This is a genomic window from Cupriavidus sp. TMH.W2 (assembly GCF_050847365.1).
Classification (GTDB): Bacteria; Pseudomonadota; Gammaproteobacteria; order Burkholderiales; family Burkholderiaceae; genus Cupriavidus.
This window is the reverse complement of the sequence record NZ_CP193795.1, coordinates 44,114-65,235: the sequence shown is the minus strand read 5'-3', so window position 1 is coordinate 65,235 and position 21,122 is coordinate 44,114. Positions and strand designations below refer to the sequence as shown.

At 58.0% G+C, this 21,122-nt stretch carries 27 protein-coding genes and 1 pseudogene; 21 read left to right on the top strand and 7 right to left on the bottom strand.

Translation table 11 applies throughout. The annotated features are described in order from the left end of the window. The first annotated feature begins 53 nt into the window (after positions 1-53). The 12 genes from ACREYQ_RS31970 (at position 54) to ACREYQ_RS31915 (ending at position 7,014) form a co-directional block, all read left to right on the top strand. Complete coding sequence (locus tag ACREYQ_RS31970) at positions 54-1,079, top strand: ParM/StbA family protein (RefSeq protein ID WP_432263294.1); 1,026 nt, start codon at positions 54-56, stop codon at positions 1,077-1,079. Next, positions 1,072-1,737, top strand: coding sequence for a hypothetical protein (locus ACREYQ_RS31965; protein ID WP_432263293.1), 666 nt, complete (start codon positions 1,072-1,074; stop codon positions 1,735-1,737). The genes ACREYQ_RS31970 and ACREYQ_RS31965 overlap by 8 nt, the downstream gene beginning before the upstream one ends. Before the next feature lie 131 nt (positions 1,738-1,868). Next, the gene (locus ACREYQ_RS31960; RefSeq protein ID WP_432263292.1) at positions 1,869-2,249 is read left to right on the top strand and encodes a VRR-NUC domain-containing protein; all 381 of its coding nucleotides are present in this window, start codon (positions 1,869-1,871) and stop codon (positions 2,247-2,249) included. Continuing rightward, positions 2,246-3,085, top strand: coding sequence for a DNA/RNA non-specific endonuclease (locus tag ACREYQ_RS31955; RefSeq protein ID WP_432263291.1), 840 nt, complete (start codon positions 2,246-2,248; stop codon positions 3,083-3,085). Before ACREYQ_RS31960 ends, ACREYQ_RS31955 begins: the two co-directional genes overlap by 4 nt. 10 nt (positions 3,086-3,095) lie before the next feature. Further along, entirely contained in the window at positions 3,096-3,686 is a 591-nt protein-coding gene (locus ACREYQ_RS31950) for an RDD family protein (RefSeq protein WP_432263290.1), read from the top strand. 10 nt (positions 3,687-3,696) lie between these two features. Then, a complete protein-coding gene (locus ACREYQ_RS31945; RefSeq protein ID WP_432263289.1) occupies positions 3,697-3,972 on the top strand; it encodes a hypothetical protein in 276 nt (91 codons plus the stop codon). A gap of 76 nt (positions 3,973-4,048) precedes the next feature. Continuing rightward, positions 4,049-4,429, top strand: a complete 381-nt coding sequence (locus tag ACREYQ_RS31940; RefSeq protein ID WP_432263288.1) for a hypothetical protein — start codon at positions 4,049-4,051, stop codon at positions 4,427-4,429. Continuing rightward, the gene (locus tag ACREYQ_RS31935; RefSeq protein ID WP_432263287.1) at positions 4,426-4,872 is read left to right on the top strand and encodes a hypothetical protein; all 447 of its coding nucleotides are present in this window, start codon (positions 4,426-4,428) and stop codon (positions 4,870-4,872) included. Before ACREYQ_RS31940 ends, ACREYQ_RS31935 begins: the two co-directional genes overlap by 4 nt. Positions 4,873-4,958: 86 nt before the next feature. Further along, a complete protein-coding gene (locus tag ACREYQ_RS31930; protein WP_432263286.1) occupies positions 4,959-5,312 on the top strand; it encodes a hypothetical protein in 354 nt (117 codons plus the stop codon). Positions 5,313-5,520: 208 nt separating this feature from the next. Then, positions 5,521-6,087: a hypothetical protein gene (locus ACREYQ_RS31925; RefSeq protein ID WP_432263285.1), complete on the top strand. Its 567-nt coding sequence runs from the start codon at positions 5,521-5,523 to the stop codon at positions 6,085-6,087. A gap of 167 nt (positions 6,088-6,254) precedes the next feature. After that, positions 6,255-6,599 (top strand): hypothetical protein, encoded by a 345-nt coding sequence (locus tag ACREYQ_RS31920; protein ID WP_432263284.1) that lies wholly within the window; start codon positions 6,255-6,257, stop codon positions 6,597-6,599. 199 nt (positions 6,600-6,798) lie between these two features. Then, positions 6,799-7,014, top strand: a complete 216-nt coding sequence (locus ACREYQ_RS31915; protein WP_432263283.1) for a hypothetical protein — start codon at positions 6,799-6,801, stop codon at positions 7,012-7,014. 101 nt (positions 7,015-7,115) lie between these two features. Here ACREYQ_RS31915 and ACREYQ_RS31910 read toward each other — a convergent pair whose 3' ends face one another. Further along, entirely contained in the window at positions 7,116-7,757 is a 642-nt protein-coding gene (locus ACREYQ_RS31910) for a hypothetical protein (RefSeq protein ID WP_432263282.1), read from the bottom strand. A 1,026-nt stretch (positions 7,758-8,783) separates the two neighbouring features. On the opposite strand from ACREYQ_RS31910, the gene ACREYQ_RS31905 reads away from it, so the two are divergent. Beyond that, on the top strand, positions 8,784-9,446 hold the full coding sequence (locus ACREYQ_RS31905; protein WP_432263281.1) for a hypothetical protein: 663 nt from the start codon (positions 8,784-8,786) through the stop codon (positions 9,444-9,446). Positions 9,447-9,794: 348 nt separating this feature from the next. On the opposite strand, the gene ACREYQ_RS31900 is transcribed toward ACREYQ_RS31905, so the two are convergent. Next, a complete protein-coding gene (locus tag ACREYQ_RS31900) occupies positions 9,795-10,469 on the bottom strand; it encodes a hypothetical protein (protein ID WP_432263280.1) in 675 nt (224 codons plus the stop codon). 170 nt (positions 10,470-10,639) lie between these two features. Between ACREYQ_RS31900 and ACREYQ_RS31895 the strand changes: the two genes are divergently transcribed. Next, positions 10,640-11,068: a hypothetical protein gene (locus ACREYQ_RS31895; RefSeq protein ID WP_432263279.1), complete on the top strand. Its 429-nt coding sequence runs from the start codon at positions 10,640-10,642 to the stop codon at positions 11,066-11,068. A gap of 407 nt (positions 11,069-11,475) precedes the next feature. Here ACREYQ_RS31895 and ACREYQ_RS31890 read toward each other — a convergent pair whose 3' ends face one another. Continuing rightward, positions 11,476-11,709 carry a hypothetical protein gene (locus ACREYQ_RS31890; protein WP_432263278.1) on the bottom strand — a complete coding sequence of 78 codons (234 nt, stop codon included), beginning with the start codon at positions 11,707-11,709 and terminating at the stop codon, positions 11,476-11,478. Positions 11,710-12,992: 1,283 nt separating this feature from the next. Here ACREYQ_RS31890 and ACREYQ_RS31885 point away from each other — a divergent pair. The 3 genes and pseudogenes from ACREYQ_RS31885 to ACREYQ_RS31875 all read left to right on the top strand — a co-directional run. Continuing rightward, positions 12,993-13,202, top strand: a pseudogene (locus ACREYQ_RS31885) (PCRF domain-containing protein); the annotation flags it as partial. Between the two features lie 63 nt (positions 13,203-13,265). Then, positions 13,266-13,670: a peptide chain release factor-like protein gene (locus ACREYQ_RS31880; RefSeq protein WP_432263414.1), complete on the top strand. Its 405-nt coding sequence runs from the start codon at positions 13,266-13,268 to the stop codon at positions 13,668-13,670. A 104-nt stretch (positions 13,671-13,774) separates the two neighbouring features. After that, positions 13,775-14,767 (top strand): lambda-exonuclease family protein, encoded by a 993-nt coding sequence (locus ACREYQ_RS31875; protein ID WP_432263277.1) that lies wholly within the window; start codon positions 13,775-13,777, stop codon positions 14,765-14,767. A 97-nt stretch (positions 14,768-14,864) separates the two neighbouring features. On the opposite strand, the gene ACREYQ_RS31870 is transcribed toward ACREYQ_RS31875, so the two are convergent. The 3 genes from ACREYQ_RS31870 to ACREYQ_RS31860 form a co-directional block, all read right to left on the bottom strand. After that, positions 14,865-15,488 carry an SOS response-associated peptidase gene (locus tag ACREYQ_RS31870; RefSeq protein ID WP_432263276.1) on the bottom strand — a complete coding sequence of 208 codons (624 nt, stop codon included), beginning with the start codon at positions 15,486-15,488 and terminating at the stop codon, positions 14,865-14,867. A gap of 12 nt (positions 15,489-15,500) precedes the next feature. Continuing rightward, the gene (locus tag ACREYQ_RS31865; protein ID WP_432263275.1) at positions 15,501-15,833 is read right to left on the bottom strand and encodes a hypothetical protein; all 333 of its coding nucleotides are present in this window, start codon (positions 15,831-15,833) and stop codon (positions 15,501-15,503) included. A gap of 81 nt (positions 15,834-15,914) precedes the next feature. Beyond that, positions 15,915-16,550 carry a DUF7673 family protein gene (locus tag ACREYQ_RS31860; RefSeq protein ID WP_432263274.1) on the bottom strand — a complete coding sequence of 212 codons (636 nt, stop codon included), beginning with the start codon at positions 16,548-16,550 and terminating at the stop codon, positions 15,915-15,917. Positions 16,551-17,085: 535 nt separating this feature from the next. Between ACREYQ_RS31860 and ACREYQ_RS31855 the strand changes: the two genes are divergently transcribed. The 4 genes from ACREYQ_RS31855 to ACREYQ_RS31840 all read left to right on the top strand — a co-directional run bounded on the left by ACREYQ_RS31855 (position 17,086) and on the right by ACREYQ_RS31840 (position 20,011). Continuing rightward, positions 17,086-17,709 (top strand): hypothetical protein, encoded by a 624-nt coding sequence (locus tag ACREYQ_RS31855; RefSeq protein ID WP_432263273.1) that lies wholly within the window; start codon positions 17,086-17,088, stop codon positions 17,707-17,709. A gap of 365 nt (positions 17,710-18,074) precedes the next feature. Continuing rightward, complete coding sequence (locus tag ACREYQ_RS31850) at positions 18,075-18,353, top strand: hypothetical protein (protein WP_432263272.1); 279 nt, start codon at positions 18,075-18,077, stop codon at positions 18,351-18,353. A 190-nt stretch (positions 18,354-18,543) separates the two neighbouring features. Beyond that, entirely contained in the window at positions 18,544-18,828 is a 285-nt protein-coding gene (locus ACREYQ_RS31845) for a hypothetical protein (RefSeq protein ID WP_432263271.1), read from the top strand. A 25-nt stretch (positions 18,829-18,853) separates the two neighbouring features. Then, complete coding sequence (locus tag ACREYQ_RS31840) at positions 18,854-20,011, top strand: hypothetical protein (protein ID WP_432263270.1); 1,158 nt, start codon at positions 18,854-18,856, stop codon at positions 20,009-20,011. A gap of 532 nt (positions 20,012-20,543) precedes the next feature. Here ACREYQ_RS31840 and ACREYQ_RS31835 read toward each other — a convergent pair. Continuing rightward, entirely contained in the window at positions 20,544-21,122 is a 579-nt protein-coding gene (locus ACREYQ_RS31835) for a hypothetical protein (RefSeq protein ID WP_432263269.1), read from the bottom strand.

Sequence of the window (21,122 nt, the reverse complement as noted above, 5' to 3'; positions counted from 1 at the left end):
ATCAAAAACAGGCCCGATGAGGGCAGTTTCCCGACTTGTATCGAGAGGATTTCATGCAGAACCAGACCATCATCGGCCTTGATGTAGGCCGCAGCGCCGTGAAGGCCACCGCCTTCGCTCATGGAATGTTTTACCCGCTGACCTTCCCGTCGATCGTCTCCCCCGCGATCGATCTGACCGACGAATCCACGGCACGCCGCGCCGAAGCCGAGATCATCGAGGTGCACGGCAAGCGTTATTTCACCGGAGACACGGCTCGCCTCCAAGGTAGCGCCGGAACGACTGTCGGCCTGTCGCACGACTGGATCAACACCCCGGAATACTTGGCGCTGGTGGGTTCGACAATGAAGCGCTTTGCCGCCCGCGGCGTTCCCGGCCTGAGCGACCCGCTCCTGGTTATTGGCACCCCCGCTTCCCTGTACGGTTCTCAGCAGGAACAACTCAAATCCGAAACTCTGAAGATCGTCCAGGCGGATATGCGGGTGCTGCCGCAACCGATGGGTGCTTACTGTGACTTCTACCTCGACAAGTCCGGCGTCCCGATGAAGCAACACATGCAGGACAGCGCCGGCCGGAAGAAGAGTTGGGCGGTCATCGAAGTCGGACACTTCACGACCGACTTCCTCTTGATGCTCGAAGGTCAATACATCGAACGCGGCGCGAGCTCGTGCGAGGGGCTGAACTTCGCTGCGGAGCATCTGCTGCGTATCCTCAACGGCAAGGGCATCCACACCAACCTGATCGAATGCGAACAGGCGATTCGCACCAAGACGATTCTCCAGTTCGGCCAAGACGTGAACATCGCTGACGACGTGGCAGTGGCCGTGTCTCACGTCGCCCAGAAGATCATCGCCAAGGCCGACTCCCTCCTGTCGACCGACGTGCGCAAGCTGCACGGCGTGCTCTTGGCCGGGGGTGGTGCCCCGCTCATCGTCGAGGAACTCCAAAAGAAGTGGCCTCATTGCGTGCTGCTCGAGAACCCACGGATGGCTGTTGCCAATGGCTTCTGTCGCTACGGCATGGGCATTGCCCTGCGCCGCGCCATGAAGAATCAAGCCCAGGAAGCTGTGAATGGCTAAGCTCATCCGGGTATTCGACCCCGAGGAAACGGAGCGTCGGATCAACCTGGTGATCCCGGAGGCGTCCTGCCCAGGTCTGCTGGAGTTTCTCGCGGAAATGCCGTACCGCACCGAAACTCCGCTGATCCGGGGCATCGTCTACCAGTGGTTCGTCACGCACCGGGATGCTGGGACGCTCGACGCGGCGATCAATAAGGCCCTCGAAGGCTCGGGCGGACTGATTGAAGCCGGCCCACCGGTTCGCCAGGCAAAGAAGGTTCCGACCCGCAGTCGGGGCAACAAGGCAGTCCGGCAACGTTCCGTGACAGCAAAGCCGGCTACCAGATCGGCCTCTGTTGCCCCGGCGGAAGAAGCAGGGCCGCCAGCCGCACCAGTGGAGGTACCGCAGCCACCGCCGGCTGTTGCTGCCGTTCAAGCACCCCCGAAGCGGAGCCCCGAGGCGCCTCCCGCCCTCCAGGACGAACAAGGGACACGGATCGGAATCAACGCTCCTGTGATTTCATCCGCCTCGGTGCCCCTGGAGTCGGAACGGTCAGGAACATCGGTCTCAAACGAATTGCCCACCGGTGCTGATCAGCCCATCCAGATGCCAAACCCGTCCGAGATTGATCCGGCCGCCCTCAGGGAGCTGGAGGGACTGGACACGATGTTTGGCTGATCATGGGAATCAGGTTCACAGAGAAAGATCTAGCCGCGATCCAAGGTCGCCTCAGCAGGACGGCTCCCCCAACGTTGCCGTCTGAAGCCGTCGTCAAGGCAAAGAAGAAGCGGTCCCCACGCCAACCGCGCGTGCGTGAGACCGACATTCTTCTGGCTTGCCTCGAGCTGCTTGAGCACCACCCGAGTGTCGCCTGGTGTATGCGGATGAACACCGGTGCAGCGGTGTTTGGCGAAGGTGAGAACCAGCGATTCGTCAAATTCTCGGAACCCGGAGTGTCGGACATCGTTGGCCAACTGAAGGACGGCAGGTTTTTCGCGGTGGAGGTCAAGCGCCCCGGAAACACGCCGACCGATGATCAGTGGGCATTCCTGCGGAACGTCGCCAAAGGCGGGGGCGTCGCGGGATGGGTCGATGACCCGGCGCAACTGGCGGACTTCATCCCAGCCCGTTTGCAAGTGAAGACCCTCCCCTGTTCGGTGTACTGCCCCCACACGAAGGACAAAAAATGAAGAAGATCTTGGCCGCTGCCGTACTGGCCGCGGTGTCGATGGTGGCCCATGCGTATGAAGCAGACTGCTCCATCAGCTACTTCAACGGCAAAGCGCCTGCTATCACCAGTGCCAAACTGGCACAAGGCACCAAGGCCTTGTGCTTCAGCCAGTTTGCGGTGATGCATTCAGGCATCAGCCGCACTCCGCTCTGGTCGGCTGAACACCTGACGGCCCAGCGAGTAAGGAGCGCTCGGTCCATGGAGCGCAACGATGCCTTCCATCCTGAGACGAAGCTGGAACGCGAGGAGCGATCCGAACTGAAGGACTTCTCCCGATCCGGAATGGATCGAGGCCATATCGCTCCAAGTGGCGATATGAGCACCGCGGAGGCTCAATACGAGAGTTTTTCCCTCGCCAATATCGTTCCGCAGAATCCCGACAACAACAGGCATCTGTGGGCAGGAATCGAAACAGCCGTCCGTGATTTGGCAGAGCGACGGGGCGAGTTGTTCGTGATCACCGGTCCTCTCTTCACCGGAGGCAAGCTGAACCAACTGAACGGGCGAGTATTGGTGCCCCCCCGGCTGTTCAAGCTGGTCTTCGATCCGCGCTCCGGCAAAGGCGCCGCTTACCTTGCCAACAACGCGGAAGGCTCAGACTACTCCGTTGTGTCGATCACAGAACTGGAGCAGGTAGCTGGCATTACCTTCTTTCCCGGACTGCCAGAGCAAGCAAAGAGCACCAAGCTGACACTCCCCTCCCCCAACACACGCGGATATTCTGCCCGCCGTGGCAATCAGGAGGAGCACGTCCTGAAGACCATTGCACGCTCCATTCAGCAACTGATTCACTAAGGAGAAACTCGTGATCCAGAAAGCCCAAATCCCGGCCAGGCTTGGCCTCGTTGCTCGACGACTTCTCGCTACCGTAGCGGATGCTGTCGTGCTTCTGGCCTTTGTGGCCATCTTTACGCTCGCTGCCGCCTGGCTGGCGGTGACCATCAAGGACCAACCGTCGATGGAGCAGTTGCAGGTACTGTTCCAGGGCGTACCGAACGACCGGCTCTCCTACGCCTGGTATGAGGCGATCGCGCGAGGCATTGCTCCATACGTACTTGCAGCCTCGCCGGCTATCTGGTGGCTGTACGAATCGCTGTTCTCCTGGGGGAAGGTGAAATGCACCCCGGGGAAATGGCTGCTCTGTCTCAAGACGACAAGCTCAAAGGATCGTGACGCCCGCCTGGGCGAAACACTCATGCGCAGCGCGATGAAGGTTATGACCGTGCTTTGCCTGCTCTTTATTTCCTCCCCCGTGTTCCTCGCGGTGGTTGCTATTCTCCTGTTGCTTATCCCTCTTCTGAGCACGCGCGGCCAGTTCTTGCACGATTTCATCCCGGGAACCAACGTCGTGACCAAGGCAAACTGGAGGGCCTGGCTTTCCCGCAAACCGGCTTGAGGAGAACATCATGACCGACCGAATCACGCCCATCTCCGCCTTCGAGAACGAGTCCGACGCTGTAACACTGGGGAGCGACTTCTCCATCGAGAACCGCATCGACCGCGTATCCATCTTCGGCAGCCTCGACCTGACGCGAGACAAGAAAGGCCTTCGGCTTGCCCTGGCACTGAAGGCCAATGTGGACGCAATCGTCGCCAAACTTCAAAGCGAGCACCTTCCAGAGGAAGTGAAGGTGACCCCGCCGCGGCAAGTGGACAACCCGTTCGGCGGCGGAACCAACTAAATCACCGTCGCCCTCAAATGAGGGGCGGCGAGTCGCGGTGGGCTCAGTATTGCCCCCCGGCCTGGAGCGCAACGATATGACTGGAGTAGAACTCATCGCCATGGAGCACGCGCGGCACATCGCCGCCGGCCGAATCCTGGCCACCGATACCCAAGACGGCCAGTTGGCTATGGCCGCGGCCTGCTATGCCGCCCCCGAGCAACTCTTCAAACTCGACGGGGACGACAGCGATTGCACGATGGCAGATCCGTGGCCGTGGGATCGTCGTCAAGATCTCAGGCAAGCGGTAGGCGAGCGGCGCCTGTATGGCGGAACGCTCCCGGCCGACCCTACCACGTGTTCAACCGAGGAGCGCATCGAGCTTCTTGCGAAGGCTGGCGCAATGATCGCCGAGGAACTTGACCGACTTCTGGGCCAAACACAACCGCAACTCGTCACCTTGGAGTTGGTTGCATGAATATCGCCTTCTTCAATTGGCGCGACATCGCCTATCGAGACAGCAACCCGAACGGAGTCGTGGTGTCGATTCGCAATCCCGGCACCGAGCCACCCGAGTTTGTCCCCGGCTGGAAAGCGATCTACGCAGAAACATTTCATGACATCGATAGCCGCTATGGCGACTTCAAGATGATGACCTTGCGGCAGGCGGTTCGCCTTGTCGGGTTCATCGAGCAGCAAGCCCAAGAAGGCATCGACGAAATGGCCATCCACTGTCATGACGGCGTGTCCCGTTCAGCCGCTGTCGCCGTTTTCGCAGCCGAGCGTTTCGGCTTGCGCTTGCAGGCCCCAACAGACGGCGCAAACCCGCTGGTTTTGCGTCGGATGCGCCAAGCCTACGCACTCCACTGCTTCGCAAGATTCCGCTGGGTTGAGGCCTTCCGCTTTCTGCTGAAGACCTAGACCCTCCGAAATTTTTGGTATCAAACCATGTGCAGCATCCCCTTCTGCCAGGCAAACCCGCACATTGGCACGTTTCAGGGGAAATCATGAAAGAAAAGATTGTTGAGTGCCTTGCGCAGTTCGGCTGGCATAAAGATCGAATTGTCGATGCCTTCAGCAAGACATTCGAGACCGTTGTTGCGCCGAAACAAGCCAGCATCTGGTTGAGTTTCGATCAGGAGTGCAATCGCTGGTGGCTCACCAACGGAGACTTCACCAGTGCAGGCGAAAATGTACTAGCGGCTAGCTATGCGATTTTTCCCGTCGGCATGCTTCAGAACGAAATCGAGCAAACTATCGCAGCGCTTGTCGCTGCGATGGAGCGCAAGATTGCAGGAGCGTATTCGGTTCGTCTGCTAGGTCAACAGGATACTAAGCCACAGAACACATCCCGCCCCTGAGCGTAATTTTTGTGGCTCTCAGCCCTCCCTGCGCATCTGCGTTCGGAGGGCTTTTTCGTGCCCGATTTCAGCACCTCTTGAGGGTGTCGGTTTCCTGCAAATCAAGGGCTGTCAAGGAGCAGCAGGTCGGGTACAAGCTGCTGTTCCTCATAACAACTAGCAATGCCTACACCTACCCTTTGTCTCTCAGGAAACAGGAGCGTCTCAAATGTACCAACTCAGTATCAAAATCCAAGGTGGCGTCAACGCTTCCCTTGAGCAAGTGGCCGCTCAACTCGACATCATCAAGGCTGCCGTCCTCTCCGGGCACCCTGGGCAAACTCAGCGTGGAACGGCAATCAGATTTACCTTCGAGGTTCGCGAGGTCGATGAGGAACATGCTTACGGCGATCCTTCCGCCGCCGCATCCTCTGCTGAGCGCGTGCGGAGCTTGTCAGTGTTGCAGGAGGCCGATCCAAGGGCCGTAGCTCCTCTCGAACCTGGTCTTCCGGTGTATGACGATGCCGGCCGGGAGTATTCCGTGTTGTCTTCATCCAACCAGCAGGTGGTGACGTGCACAAACGGCGTGTACGGTCTCTGGGACCGGCGCACAGGAGAGTGCTTGGTGGCCAACTGCGAAGGCATCAGGCTGTCCAACGAGCGACCTAGTGATGAATGGCTTGATCGTCGACGCCTGGCCGCTGTCGAAGTCTTCTCGGGAATGCATGCAGATGCCGCGATCGCTCGTGCATCTGAGAGGCCTCGCGACATAAACGGGGTTTCACCCGCTCCTTGAGCGTCAATACCGAACCCGGCACGCCAGCAGGCTGCCGGGCTTTTCTTTTGCCGACGACAGGAAGGAAGGACAGAAGCTGGCTGGCGCGCTCCTTGTCGCAGATGCCTCCCCTTCTCCTTGGGAGTTTCTCATCCCGGAATGCACGCTCAACAATCCAGGAGGAAGTCATGCATGCAGGTAAGGCGTCAGAACAGAAGCCAGAAGTCAGCGACGAAGCCGCGGCGCTCGGATTCGAATCTGACCATGCAATGTGGGATCACGCCCGCTGGCTGGATCGACATGGAAGCCCCGAGTACAAATCGGGTCTGAGGCACCTGCTCACGAGCAGCATCCGACGACTCAACGAAACCGAAATCATCCGGCTCGAAAGCGCTATCAAGAACGAAGAGAAGTGTCTTGCCGCCGGCAGGGTCTTCTCTGAGTACGAGATGGAGGAGGAAGGGCGGTGGGTTCTGGGGTGTGGCTCCTTCAGAGCCAGCTACCTGGAAACGCTCGCTACAGGTATGGCCTAGCCTGCCGTTACGTAGAAGTTGAGGAATGGACGAAGACCGTCCAATTTGTCGCTATACACGAGAGGCTGGAAATCCTGATCGAAATCCAGATCGATGTGTCGGGCAATAGCGAGCCGACACTTGCGCCTCCCTCGGGGGGCGGCCCACCTTCTGGGCAAACCGGCCTTGCCGGTCAACCTCTCGCTAAGTAGGAGCCAGAATGGACAAAATTGTCCGTTTCTCAAGCGCCGTCCTGCGCCTCATGGCAAAAGGCGGCTTCGCGTTGTTTGACCTGTTGTTGACGGTCATCTTCGTGCTTACGCACCCTCGGGAACTGTGGAGGGCTATCTGCGCGCAGCCTTGGCAAGTGCAGGCAGCAATCGCCTCCATAGTATCCCTCGTGGTGTACTCGTCCCTCCATACGCTCGTCGCATAAGGAGGATATCCAACCCAACCAGCAGCCCCCTCATCGATGAGGGGGCTTTCTATTTCATTCGTCCGGAATTCGGTGCGCGATGATAGCGGGACTTCCAGAGGTCAGCGCCAAGGCAAGACGCTAGCACCCACGTCTTTCACTGTGAAATCCCCGAGGACCCGACGCCCTAGCTTCGGAAAGACGACGCGTGAAGTCACGTTCAGTTCGTGCCCCCAGTAGACCCTGTCTTCGTCGTGCTCCAAGGAGGCAGAACCTGACACATCAAACCCCCACTCCTCGGCATCCTCGGCGACCCCCTCCTCAGACGAAAACTCAAGATCAAACACGGCCATTCCGCCGTTTGTCTCCGCCTGGGCGCTGCTGAACTCACCGCTGTTGCTGATGTCCGCCTCAACGCTGAGCCGGATTTCGTCCGCAAGGTCTTCCTCAGACTGATGGAGTTTCACCTCCGGCAACTCACGCCCGATGACACGCATGATGCTTGCGCCGATGAGCGCACTACTCTCGCCGTGGCCCAATTCGATTGCGCGCCTCATAAAGAGATCGTCATCGGGAAGGATGTGGCGAGCGCCATCGAAATCCTCAACTTCCCGGCCGTTGGATACCGCAACTTGGTAAGCAGCGTGACTGCCATACCCAAGGGCACCAGCGAATAGTTGATGGACGTGTCCGAGTGGCAAAACAACAGTGCCACGGAGATCTTGGCGGACAAAATGGGAGATGGTCGAAAACGTGACAGACATGGTAGTTCTCCAGGTTCATGTGCAGGACTTCGAGCGATTACCAGTCCGGCACGAATCAGGAGTTACCTATGTGTCGGTCTTCGATAGAAGGATGTAAAACTTGCCATTGTTGAGCCGCTCGCAACTCTGGCTGGCGCCGTGATATGGAATCTATCAGACGCCCTGTGCCAGCGCAATCGCCCGGGGCAAGGTCTACTCGACGCGGTCAGCGGAGTGGCTCATAAGACGCACGAAGAAGTCGCAGGCTTACATATGGATGTGGGCCATATCCAAGTGCAAGGTTTACGGATGCAGAAACTGGAGACACCAGTCTGATCCGAGGTGCGCGACGCCTCCCTTGTAGTCATCATCTGGTGACGGGCTGGCGCAATGCCCCATCACCGCTTGAGCGTATCTTTCCCCAACGCCTCCCATGTGTCATGTCTGAGTGCTCGACAAAGGCTTTGCACAGCCTGCGTCTTTGATGAATGTGGCTTCATTAGCCACTGGATTCGCGAGAACCGACAACAGTCGCAAGCCGGGTGTCTCCCGAGCGTTGGACAACACGTGATCCCGAAAGGGAGCATAGGAGGAATGGGTTGTAGAGATACAAGCCTCAAGTCGTTCACCCCTACGTGAACAAGCGCAAATGACTATCCCCGGACGCAGAGTCCATCACAAAGCAGCCAGGTGCATACTGGTGGGGGTCGCTACCGGCTCGCCGTGCCGAGAATGTCGTACTGCTGTCGACGATTCTGAAGAGGTGCCTAATGAGCGAGGTGAGCCCAGTCTTGGTAACGGTGGAATCCCACCCTAGATCGAATGCCGCGGCATTCGAGTTCCCAAGGCTGGGCTCTACGTCATACGTGAGCCCAGCTTTTTTTGTGCCCTCTTCCCCCAGCGGCCGTGTTTCCCCTGCGTGCTCTTCCCCTGCCCTCCCTCCGCCTGCCTTGACCTCCCTCGCTATCTCGTAGTATTCCGTCTCAAAATACTAGTAGAATCGCCATGTCATATACTTACCTGTTACAACAACAAATGGAGGGGTCCTTGAAATTCCGAATCTTGAAGTTGGCTGCGGCCACCGCCGTCCTGGCTACGATCATCAGCGCTCCTGCATTCGCAGAGAAGCCATCGTTCGTGGTAACGGACAACTATCGAGTTGTCTGGGCACGTGTGAACACGAACCTCGCTTCCTTCCGGGGGAATGTCAACGTCACGTCCACCGATGGGCACGAGGACGTTGCCGAAAAGCTAAAGGAGCAAATCGCGGCAGCCGGCTACAACGTCTCGGCTGAAAACCCGGAGATCCGATACACGGTGAAAGAGATCTATGCGGGGGAAGCAGATCAGTACACGCCCCCGACACAGAAAAGTGGGAAGGTCGGCCTCGGAGCTGGGCTCGACATCGCTGCGTCCATCGGTCTTTGCGTCTTCTTTGGGACATGCACAGACCCCAGCTTCATGGCCAACGAGGTTCTCACTGACCTCGATCACGTGAATCGTGACCTGACCAGTAGGAATGCCGCCGACGATCCGTCTCATGCCAAGAAGCCCTTGCTGATCGTCGAATATGAAGTCTGCCGCGTCGGCCGTAGCTGTGCCAACGCCTTGGCCGCCTCGTACAATCCGGACGTGACACTGGATCAGCTTCGCCTTGTCAACGCTGCCGAAGGCCTCAGCCGCGCCATCAATCTCAAGAAGGTCGAGTAATTCCGCCCTTCCACATTCACCTCGGCGGGCCTCTTGATGTTGGGATGCCAACTCGTAAGTGTTGGCAACCACCACTACTCCCACTCCTTGGCTCGACGCCGCTTCCCCGCTTCACCTCTTAGCCACCACCTCCCGCCCAACGATTACGGAGAATGGCGGCACCTTTCAGAGAAGAGCTCACAACGGGACACATCCGGGTCCCACGACCTCCCCGGCGCCGGCCGAACACTCGTTGCTGATGCGCCTGAGCCTTGTAGTCCAGGACAGCATTCATGGGCAAAGAATAGGAAAAGGCCCGCAGCGAATGCGGGCCTTTTGAAGGTTATGGACTAAGCCAGGCAGAGCCGATCAGTGACAAGGCAGGTGCTGATACAGAAAAGACGCTACGGCCTCGGTATAGCTGCCCAAGAATCCCGGTGAGGCAATCTTTCCCAGCGCCATCAGGCGTCCAGAGATCAACGCTTTGCGAGGCTCGAAAACTCGATCGTACTCGGCGTTTGCCCGCTCATAGTCTGAATCTTTGGGAACCCAACCACGAGCATTGACCGTATCCCTGGATTTCTCCAGCGCCAGGGCGAATGCAGCTCTCGCCTTCCTTCTGGCGCTTTCATGCAGACGAACCGCTCGTCGGTCTAGGCGGCGATACATTGCGGCAGCCTTGAACATCCGGCCACCAATATTCGCATCGACGGCTTCGACCAGTTGTGTTGCACGCCCGCTGCTCTCCGGAAGCGAGAACAGCCCGATGAAGTTGACCCACCTGTCGAAACGAACATGGCAGGAGATCATGCCATCAGCGCGCGTGATGAACGATCCCACATGTTTGCCGGTAAGAGGGTCGAGCGCGAGACCATCCAGGGCCTTGATAATCAGGAACGCCTTCGTATCAACGCTTTCCTCTGCCTCCTTCATCGCCTTCGTGAAGGCGGTGCTTGCCACAAACGATCGCACATCACCAGTCAGCATATGCAGGCCCGAGCGCAGGCTGTTGTGGACACTCGAATAGCCGTTGTAAAGACTCATGGTTTTTCTCCGTTAGATGGATTTGGCCGGTTTCGCCGGCAGACCTTGCCATCCGTGATGCAGAACAGCCCATTGGAAGAAACTCGGGGCGCAGCCTTATGCGCGCTTGTGCTTCATCACCGCGAGCAAGGACTTCAGGACATCCCTGCATTCACTCACTGGAGATATTGATGCGCAAACTTTTCTTCGCCCTTCTCGTCGCAGTCGGCCTGTCCGCTTGCTCGGAAAAGCCTACTCTCTACACCGCCACCACGATGTTCGGCGGCCGAGAAATCGGGGTAACCGCCAAGATGACGTTGAACAATTTCAACGACAAGACCAAGGAAGGTGATGGCAACATCGAGGTCACCAAGGCTCCTGGAAGTGCCTGGGCGGGTAAAGAAGGTTCGTTTCCCATTACATGGAAAGCCATGGGAACCGACACATTCATCGTCGTGGTCCCTAGCGTCAACGATGCTTTCATGATGGATGTGAATCCCATGAACCAGTCCATGCTTGGGATCGGAGTCAAGAAGTCGTACTGGTGCCGAGACTGTGAGGAACTTCGAAACGGAGTCGGCCTGGGCATTCTTCCTGGGCTCTTCGTCAAGAGCAACTGACGCCACGGCCCCAAGTAGGACCTGTATCGTCGAAAGCCCTCCGTCTTGCAAGACGAGAGGGCTTTTTTTTATGAAAAAGGCCAGGCAAGTGTCGCCGGGCTGCTGTAGTTTTGTGATGCGGTAGGCTGCGCGATTCTGATTCAGGACTCAGGCCGCTAAACCCAGTACGGGCACGACACCGTGTGCAGCGTCAATCGTCCACGGGCACTTCGCAGTCAACTCGCGCATCCCCCTGCCGGCGATCGCCTCCACATTGCTGCATTCGCCGCGCTCGAGGTTGCGCCCGAACCTGCCGCCGCCGTAGGGCGCCGAAGTCGTGGCGACTGGCGCGACTCAAGCATGCGTGCAAGAGAAAAAGCCCGCGACACGATGCGCGGGCTTGCAATGTTGAGCGGCTCTGGCTTAGCTCAGGCGAAGAACACGTACCCCGAGTCCCTCACCTCCTTCTTCACCTTTGCAACGTGCAGCGAAAAGGCGAGTTTCTCACCCGTCCTGATCATGCAGTCGACAGCTAGGAAGTCATCTCGAATCCAGATCAAGCGGTCGGCATCCGCCTTCTTCATGAACTCCGGCGTTATCGGCGCTGTGTCAAGTCTTTGGCAACGCCGGAGCGCAGCTTCATACTCGTCTTCGCACATCATTGCGGACTCCTTTTGTCGGTCAGCATTATCAGGCTCCTTGAGAGGTATGCGGGCAAGCCGCGGTTGAATGTGAAAGGAAATGAACCACATGCGGTCATAACGACCTTGGCGTGGCAATTGTCCAGTCGCAAGAAGGAGACGCGTCGAACCGAAAGTCATGCCGTGCCCCAGGCTAAGTTGCTGATTCACCTAGAACGCAGGAACGGAAACTCTGGGCGGCCTACGCCCGCGCTTCTCCCAAGGGGAAGGCGCGGGCTGACGGGTGTTTTAGAGTCTCGAAGAAGGATCTGGCAGCGCGATCCTATTGCCTGCGGGTTGCAACTGGCGCCACCACAGGCGACGAGCGGCCCGAGTAAGCTGCGGCCTGCGGGAGGCACAACAGCCAAGAGTCGGATCTTCATCACACCAAGACTAGATATGCTCCGTAAGTGGCAGATGAGGCACTCCACAATGGCTTAAAATGCCGTATGAAGCAGAGGTTCGAATCACTCAATCTGGACGCGCTCTCGCCTTCAGTCTCCCGCGCAGATCAGTGGCTTTCGGAGGTCGCTGCGGGAGAGACGGCATTCGGCTTCGAGGATTGGCTTGTCATCAAACTGACGAGTGGCAGCCGCACCCAATCCCACGAAAGTACCGAAAGCACCACCGTCGCTCACATCTTGAAGTTACACCAGGGGCCTGTTGAGTTCGAGTTAGTTCACGGCGCCTCCTATGAGGTTGCCCACCCGCAAAAGGGTGTCCGCCACTTCAAGTGTCTCCTTGACGGCAACTTCCCCCTGATTTCCTTCTACCGCCCCGGAACAAGTCTGCGTTTTCCCTGGATCACAATGGCTCGAGTTTTCGTCGCAGAGGAGCTAAGGTCACTCAGGCGAATCGCGTGACGGACAGCAGTCCACTTAGTCAAGCAAAACCGCTTGCATACGGTTGATACCGAACGTATTATATACATACCTGTTATGCATCTTGATTGCCCTCGTGCAGCAGGTTTCAAAGCCGAGCCGAAGCCTCATCGCGGGTACGCCGGCGCTTACTTATGACGCCGCCCCGCCATTCAGCGTCTGCCAGGAACATGGAAGTTGAACCCGGTGGGAGCTGGGCTGCCTTGAAAGCGCGTTGAGTTGACTAGAACCCAGCTTGGGGATCAAGACGGCCCGACTTCTGCCACACTACTCCACGCCCGCATAGCTCAGCGGTAGAGCCGATTTGTAAGCGGCAGGTCGCCACGATACTGGCTGCGGGTTCCAATCTTCTGCGGCTTGCCGCAACTCATCCGCGAGGAAAACATGAAAATCTTGGTCGAAATCCGCCCAGGCGAAGGTGGCGCCGACGCCAGGCTTTTGGTCGATGCTCAAGCCAGCATCTATCTCCACTATGCCGAGAAGCACGGCCTTTCCGCCTCGATCGAGGACGACGCGCACGGCTGAGCTAACCTGGCCATCGAAGGCCCCGAAGGAACTGTGTCCCCACTGTTGGCGGAGGCTGGAGGGCACAGATGGCAGCGCGTTCCGCCTACCGAGCGGCGAGGCCGAGTACACACGTCCACGGTCACTGTCGCAGTGTTCGAAACCGTTCAGGAACAGGCTTGGCGGCTGGATGACCGGGACATTGAGGTCTTCACCACTCGCGATCGCGGTGCGGGAGGGCAGCATCGCAACACTACGGACTCCTGCGTCGTCATGAGGCACAAACCCAGCGGAATCGAGGCGAAGGCGGCAGCTAAAAGCCAGCATCAGAACCGCAGGGTCGCCCGGGAAATCCTGGAGACGCGCGTTGCAGCCTTTTACTCAAGCGCCATACGGCAGGCAACTGAGGAGCAACGCCGCACGATGGTTGGAAGCGGGCAGCGGGCGGACAAGATACGCACGTACCGCGAACAGGACGATCTCGTTACGGACCATCGCTCCGGACGCAAGGCACGCCTCAAAGAAGTCCGCGCCGGCGCCCTGCATCTCATCCGGTGACCCCGCAAGGACTTTCACTACCTACGTTTCGCATCTCCATGGGCCAGGCAAATCGCGATGCCGGGCGTCGAGCTCATGCACGACAACCCAAGTAGGAGATCTCCATGGTAATGAACGTCCTGAAAGGGCCAGTGACTGTTCAGGGTTCCCCTGAATGGCTCGCCTGGCGAACGAAGGGCATCGGCGCGTCCGATGCCCCAATCATAATGGGAAAGTCCCTTTACACGCGTGCTTATGAGTTGTTCAAGCACAAAACCGGTAAAGGTGCTGACCCGAAGCGAAACCCTATCCTCGAGAAGATCCGGGAGCGCGGGCGCAAGTTGGAACCGCTGGCTCGAGCCGCTTTTGAGAAGATGACCAACAGTCAGGTCACTCCTCTCGTAGCGGAAAGCTCGGTCCATCCCTTCATCCGGGCATCCTTCGACGGTCTCGACGGCTTTACCGGCGAACCGACTGAAATCAAATGCCCGGGCGCGCGAGCCCACAAGCTCGCGATCGATGGATTCGTTCCTGACGAGTATGTCGATCAGCTTCAGCACCAGATGTTTGTGGCTGAGTCCGATTGGGCAAACTACTACTCATTTGACGGCACGGACGGCGTCCTGTTGCGCGTGGCGCGCGACCAGGCACGAATTGACCAGATCGTGGCTGCCGAGGTGAGTTTCTGGAACCGTGTCCAAGCTGGCGTGTGGGCGACGGATGAGTGGTCCGCCGCGGCTACCCACTATCTGCTCATCGAACGCGAGCTCGAAGAAATCGAAGAGCGCAAGCAACTGGCTCGCCAAGCTCTCATCGATTTACTCGGCCCCGGGGAGAAGACCAAGGAGGGTAGCGGTGTCATCGTCACACGATCGAACAAGAAGGGCATCGTCAACTATGCCAAGATCCTCTTGGATCAGGGCATCACGCTGACAGACGCTGAATTCGATAGCTATCGAGGCAAGGGTTCGGAAAGTGTCCTGGTGAAGGTATCGAAGGATGTCGATCTGAACAACGTCGACACTACGCCGTTGACAATGAACGCCCCCAAAGCTATCGCAGTTCCAGATGTTCCGAGTCTTGGCGCTTATAAGGAGAGCATTGACCTCGTCATTTAACCCGCCACACGCCTCCCACCTCGGGAGGCTTTTTTTTCAGTGCCCATGTGACACTCACCGCAAGCGAGGCCTTCGGGCGGCTTTTCTGTCAGCCCTATTACGGCCCCGCCGGCGCCGCCTGCATCTTGTCTGCCGGATAGAGCGTCATAAAACTCCGTGCCTCCTCCGGGTTGTTGCACTGCAGCCAGTCGTCCCACTGCGCCGGCGGCACGAACACCACCGCGCGCTTCTCCTTGCCCGGCGCATGCATCCGATTCATCACCGGGTGCTGGTCGGCGTTGATCGTCAGCATGGTGAACGAGAACGCGCCGTCCGGCCAATTCCGCCACAGGCCAGCAATGCCGAATGCTGGCTCATCGGTCGGCCAGATCCGGTACCGCACGGACTTGGGGCCGGCTTCGTAGTTTGGCTCGAAAATTGCCGCGGCTGGAACGAGGCAGAACTGGCACTCCTTCCACGGCCCGCTGAAGCTGCGCCGCTCGGTCACGGTCTCGAACCGGGCATTCATCGTGGCGAAATCCTTCACGCCCTGCGGGATGCGCGCACGCGGTGTCATACCGAACGTGCCGAGCACGCAGTCGCGACCGCCGTCGCCGTCATGTAGCAGGATGGGCGCCGCGTAGTCCCGGTAGATGCTGGGCTTCCACTCATCCTCGGGCGGCTCCGCCAGGAACACGTCGCGCAGCAGCTGCGCCTGGACCGGAGCGTAGTTGGTACACATGCTTGCCTCCCACTATTCAGGATTCTGCCGCCGACGAGTGTACTCGCTCCGGCGCGGCGGCCCAAAGAAGCTGCGTTCCCACTCGCGCCGCTCTGCGACGCACGGCTCGCCGGCCAGCTCGCGCCTGAAGATATCCAGGATGAATTCGGTCGAGTTTGCGCACCCGCCGTCCAGGGCCGCCTGGAGCTGGTTGGCACGCAGGAGCAGCAGACGCAGCCGGTGGATCTCCCATAGCAGCTCGCGCACCTCTGCGCATGGGTTGCGTTCGTAGATGGTGCGTAGCTCGGTGGCGGTCAGCCGCGGGTACTGGTATTTCCCGTCCGGCCCTATGGGGAAGTTCGGCATACTGTATAAATATACAGCAACCGAGTGCCATGGTTGGCGTGCGTCTTCAAGGAGGAAGTGTCGGGAGCACCACGCGGAGGATTAGTGCTCTTCGGGGTAGGGGTTCTCCCCGCCGCGCTCGAACCAATCCTTGATGGATTCCTCGGCATAGCGCGGGGAGTACTCCTTGCCCTGCGCGTGCTCCTTCACTTCCTCGCCGCCGCGCCAGGTCCAGCCGCCACCGGACTGAATAAACCAGTGCCACGAGAGATGGCCGTTCTCCATTACTGGCTGGATGAGACATAGGTAGCCTTCGATCTGCCTGCTGAACGCTCCATTGTCGGCGACCTCCCACACGCTCTTGTGCAGGTTCCAGTCGTTGGCCAGCGTCTCGAAGGCCCGGCCGCCGTTCTCGAAGTAGTTGTGGACCTCCTGCTTCAGATGGCTGTCCATGCGCAGCACAAGCAGCATGTCCTCGAAGATGGCCTGGTCGACGGCACGGAAGTCCGTCATATCAAATGGGAAGCGCTGCCCGTTGTAGAGCCCCAGCAAGAACGCCGCGACCTTGCGGCACTGGCCGCTATTCCCGTTGGCGATCTTGAACAGGCGGCGCAGGGCCGGGATGCCAGCTTCGTGGGCAGCGTCCTGCGTCGCCTTGGCCTCGCGCATCTCGCGCTGCCACTCGTCGGCCGGAATCTCCCGTACTTCTACCCGATGTATTTGCTTGTCGTCGCTCATGCGCTGCTCCCCGGCTGGTGGGGGGACATTCTAGCGTGCGTCGTGACGCCACAGTTTGCCTAGTGTTTTCCGACCAAAGGCAGCAAGGTTGCGCGTTTCCCACCACCTCCCGCCCTGTCCATCTCTGCTGACCTGGCTTCATTTTGCCTGTATGGCATCCCGTTATGCAGACCAACCCACAAAGGAAGAAAGATGTCACAGCAACTGCATCAGACCGTGAAGCCGATGGGCATCAAGTGCAAAGATCGCCCACCTTACCAAGACGAGTATCCAGCCCAGAGTGGCTGGAACGCGGACGGGACACGCCACATGGTGATGATCAAGAACGCCATGTCCAAGTCCTGCAAGTTCGATGGGAAATTCGCGCAACCGGAGTGCAACGGGTGCCACTGGCAGCTACATGACGACCCACGCGACACTTCCATCTCATAACCCTGCTCAACATCACCACCACAGCCCAGCCCTCCTCCGAGCGCTGGGCTTCTCTACATCTGTTCACCATCCCCAAGAGCTATGCTTACTCTTGGAGCACCTCATGATTTTCAAGAAGCCACTGTTGTACGGCGCGTTCTATGTTGTTGCAATCTCCGCGGTAGTGTTCGCGAAATCGCATCCCGACATGGGCCTGTGGTGGCTGTCGCCGTTGATGTACGCAGCGATGAGTTGGCCGTTCTTTGTGAAGTACCACTGCGGACGGTTCCAGTTTGCCTTTCATTGTGAGGAAGAGTTCGAGCCGAGGGATGAGAAGGCGTTTCCTGAAGTCGAGGTCGACCGAAGGCCCAGACGGAAGGGGCCAAGTTCTCTCGATCTTCTACGGGAGGCAAACCTGGCCGGCAAACCCAAGAAATGTTCAGATATTGATCTGAGCGACATTCCGCTGCCGCCAGGCAAGTGGAAGACAAACTATCCTCCAAAGAAGGATCTGACTGTCAAACCCGCAGCCAATCGGACGCGCGTCACGGAATCAAAACATGACGTTCCTCCCGCGCCGGCGGTAACTGCCAACTCAGATACTTCGGACTCTGATCACGAGCACGACTACTGGCAGTCCAAACACCAGCGGCGATCCCGCCATCCAGATGAGTATTCGCTGCCTCTCTTCCCCGCGGAAGAAGCCGCGCTCAATGCAAATGTCGCGCAGCAGGACGCTTTCTTGTAACAACCCCAAACCCATCACGCTCTGCGTGGTGGGTTATTTCTTGTGCGATATCCGCCACGCCAGTGCCTTATACGGCTCTTTCGCAGGGCTTCACCAGTGCCCAGGCGATGTTCAAGTCATGCCAAACCCATGATTGTTGCTAAGATTACGCTTACGTGTAGCGAATCAAAGCGTATGCAAAAACATGTAAACACGTTTTGATAGTCATAATCTCGTCTTCACTAAATCATTGTTTTTTAAGGGTTTTTTGCCTTTTTCCCTGTTGACCACCAGAAATACATGTATCTATAATGATCCTGTCGTGTTGATGGCCATCAAACACCGGACAAGAACCAATACAAACAGTTTCGGAAGAGGACAGTCACATGCAGCAAGTAGTCGGGGGTCAAATTTCTGCAACGCATATCGGCATGGCGTCCATGGGATGCTTGACTGCTGAAGGCCTGGCACAGTGCCCAAAACTGGGCAAATGCAACGCGTCGCGAGCAATGGTTTGCATGGGGGAAGCGATCGAGAACTTCCCTGAAGCGAAAGCTGAGGTTCTGCTTGCCGGCCTGGCTGTCGTCAGCCGCTCGGCCAAAAGTATCCTTGAGATCCGCAAGATCGTTCCGCGGCTCGAGATGGCTGTACAAGTCGCTGCCTGATCGGTTGCGCTTGGCCCCGGCACGTCCGGGGCACTCCTCCACCCTTCCCAGGGTTCCCCATAGAATCACACATACGTGTTATGTGTTAATCGCGTTCTGCCAGATTAACTTTATTGACACGTGTTGTGACGTACGTATAATTGTTACTGAGCTGCTCGGCAGAAGGCGGCCACAGGTAAGGAACAGTCACATGAATCGTGAGTACAGCCCCATCGACATCGGCCTTGACGCGCTTGGCGTGCAGGAGAACCAGAACCCGTTCGCCGCACTCGAGCTCGAAGGGAAATCGGCCGAAGAGGCGGTCGCGCTCGTGAACAAGCGCATGGAGAATGCGATGCTTCGCTATCCGGAGATGAAGTCTGACATCCTGGTGGCAGGTATGCACATCATGCTCGGCCTGGTAGAAACGGTCGAGGAAGTACACAGTTTCATTCTTCCGCGCTTGGATCAAGCTGTTGACCGGGTAGCTGCATAGGAACACCGTATCAAGACTCCATTTCATGGTGACTGAAGAAGTAGCCGAATACATTCCTGCCGTGGGCACTGCCGACTTCGCTGATGCTGAGAGCGATGGCGGCAGCGGCCTGGAAAGCGTCATTGGATCGGGCAAGGTTTCCGAGTTGGAGCGCATGTGCGCCGAATACTTGGAGAATCCGGACCGCCCGAGAGCATTCATCGAGAAGCTCGCCAGAGTCATGTTCGGCGACGAGCGCGTGCGCAAGATCTGTCGCGTACGGGCGTTGAAGAATGGTGCTGATCTCCGTGACGCCGAAGAAGTTCTCCAGCGGGTAATGATGGTGTTCTTCGACTCGCAGCTTGCAAAGCTGCGGGAGGCCGATGCGGTGTATGCGGTGATCTACGCGATCGCGAACAACGTTAGCCGGGAAGTAGTGCGGGATTCCCTCGCGCTCACCATCAATCACGACTCGATAGAAGAAATGCGGGATCGTGGAGAAGAATTGGAACAGACTAGCCTGGTTGACAGCGAACAACTGGATAAGGATCAAGAAATAGATTCCAAGACTGCTGCTGCGAAAATGGCCCAGGCCTTCCAAAGGATGAATGGAGAACCGAAATTGAACACTCACGGCGTTTTCGACCTCGACCCCCTCATGGCGCCTGTTGCAGGCACCCCCGAAACCGCGGAGGCAGACGCTGAAACCGTCGCCGCGCCGGCGCTTCAGCGTCGCGCCCCACGCGCCCGCCGTGGCAGCGCAGCGCGAACCGAAGACTTGTCGAAGGAACAACGCGAACTGGTGGAGATCTGCGAGGGGCTCGGCCTCCGCAATCAAGACTTCGCCGCTGCCCTGGGCATTGGACTGCCGCGCCTGTCTTCGTACATCTATGGCCGCACGGCCTCGGTTCCGGAGGACATCATGACGATGGCTCGCCAGATGCGTGATGAGGACCCGGAAGCCAAAGCCCGCCAGGAACGCTTTAACCGGCCAATGAGCCAAATCCTGAACGAGTGGGCCTCCGATCTCGAGATCGACAATGACGCTGAACTCGCGGTGACGCTCGGCGTCACAAAAATGACCATCTTCCGCTGGCGGAACAACGAGACCAAGCCTGATCAGACCTCGCTGAGCCGCTACGAGCAGCAGGTTCGTCAGTACAAGGCACGACGTCAAGAAGTCGAAAGCCGCAGTAAGAAGTAAGTGACAGTTGCTCGCAGAGAGGCCCGCCAAGCGCGGGCTTTTTTGTTTCCATCGATGCCGCCTTATGCGCTCCGCCCATAGTTATGCTCGGCCAGAGAAAAGAAAAACACCCAAGGGAGCATAGCTCACACTTGGGTGTCGGAGTTCAACCAGGCATGGCCTCGGAGAACAGATTTAGAAGCGGTGACGCACCACCTTGGACGGCTTTTCAGCAAACGGGTAGCCGAGCGCGAACAGGGTCAGGGAGATGGCGATAGCAGTCATTTGAACCTCCAGAGGAAGATGAGTGAGCAAGTACACTTGCGATGCCCTTGCCTCTGGATATGCGCAACAGCAAGTTGTAATCGCTGACATCACAGGCATGGAGTTGAGTCTCTCTCTCCCCTCCTCTTCCTCCTCCCTCGTTGCGCGTCCAGGCCCTGCAGCGCCGTCCCGCTAGGCGGCGACAGGGGATGTCGCTGTATCCGTATGAACACGCGGAACGGAGATGAAAAACACCCCCTCGGCACGAAGCAGAGGGGGCGGTGGTTGGTTAGATGCGCTCCGAAATCGGCTCGGCCGCATGGCTGTTCTGACCCGCAAGGAACAAGCCCTTCAACTCTCCGGCAATGTATGCTGCACGTGCCGGATTGACGCCATCAAGCAGGAGCTCGATGTTTTTCTCCAACTCCACGATCTGTTGGATCGTTCTATTCGTCAAGAATGTACGCAGTCGTTCAACCACGATTTCCTCAACGAACGTCACGAACAACTCATCGGCAACGACATAGACCTTACCGCTTGCACGTCTAACCCCACCCAATTCGAGAACGGGCTCGGTCTTGAGCGACATGATCAGCGTCTGGCCAGTCTTGAGCCTGACTTTCCACGCAACAAAGAAACAAGGATGTCCCTGAAGCATGATTTCATCCGGGATCTCGATCACATGACTTGAAGACGAAACCGAGGGGAGTTTCATCAAGTCCCCAACATTGAAGGTTCTGTTGTCAAGGTCGAGATCGACCTCGAAAATGGGCACATCGGGAAACAGTGCATCGGCAGGCGCTGTTGAGACGCTCTCCGGAGCAAGCCGAAGTTCCGAGAGCAACACCCTGAAGTCTTCGAGTTCCAT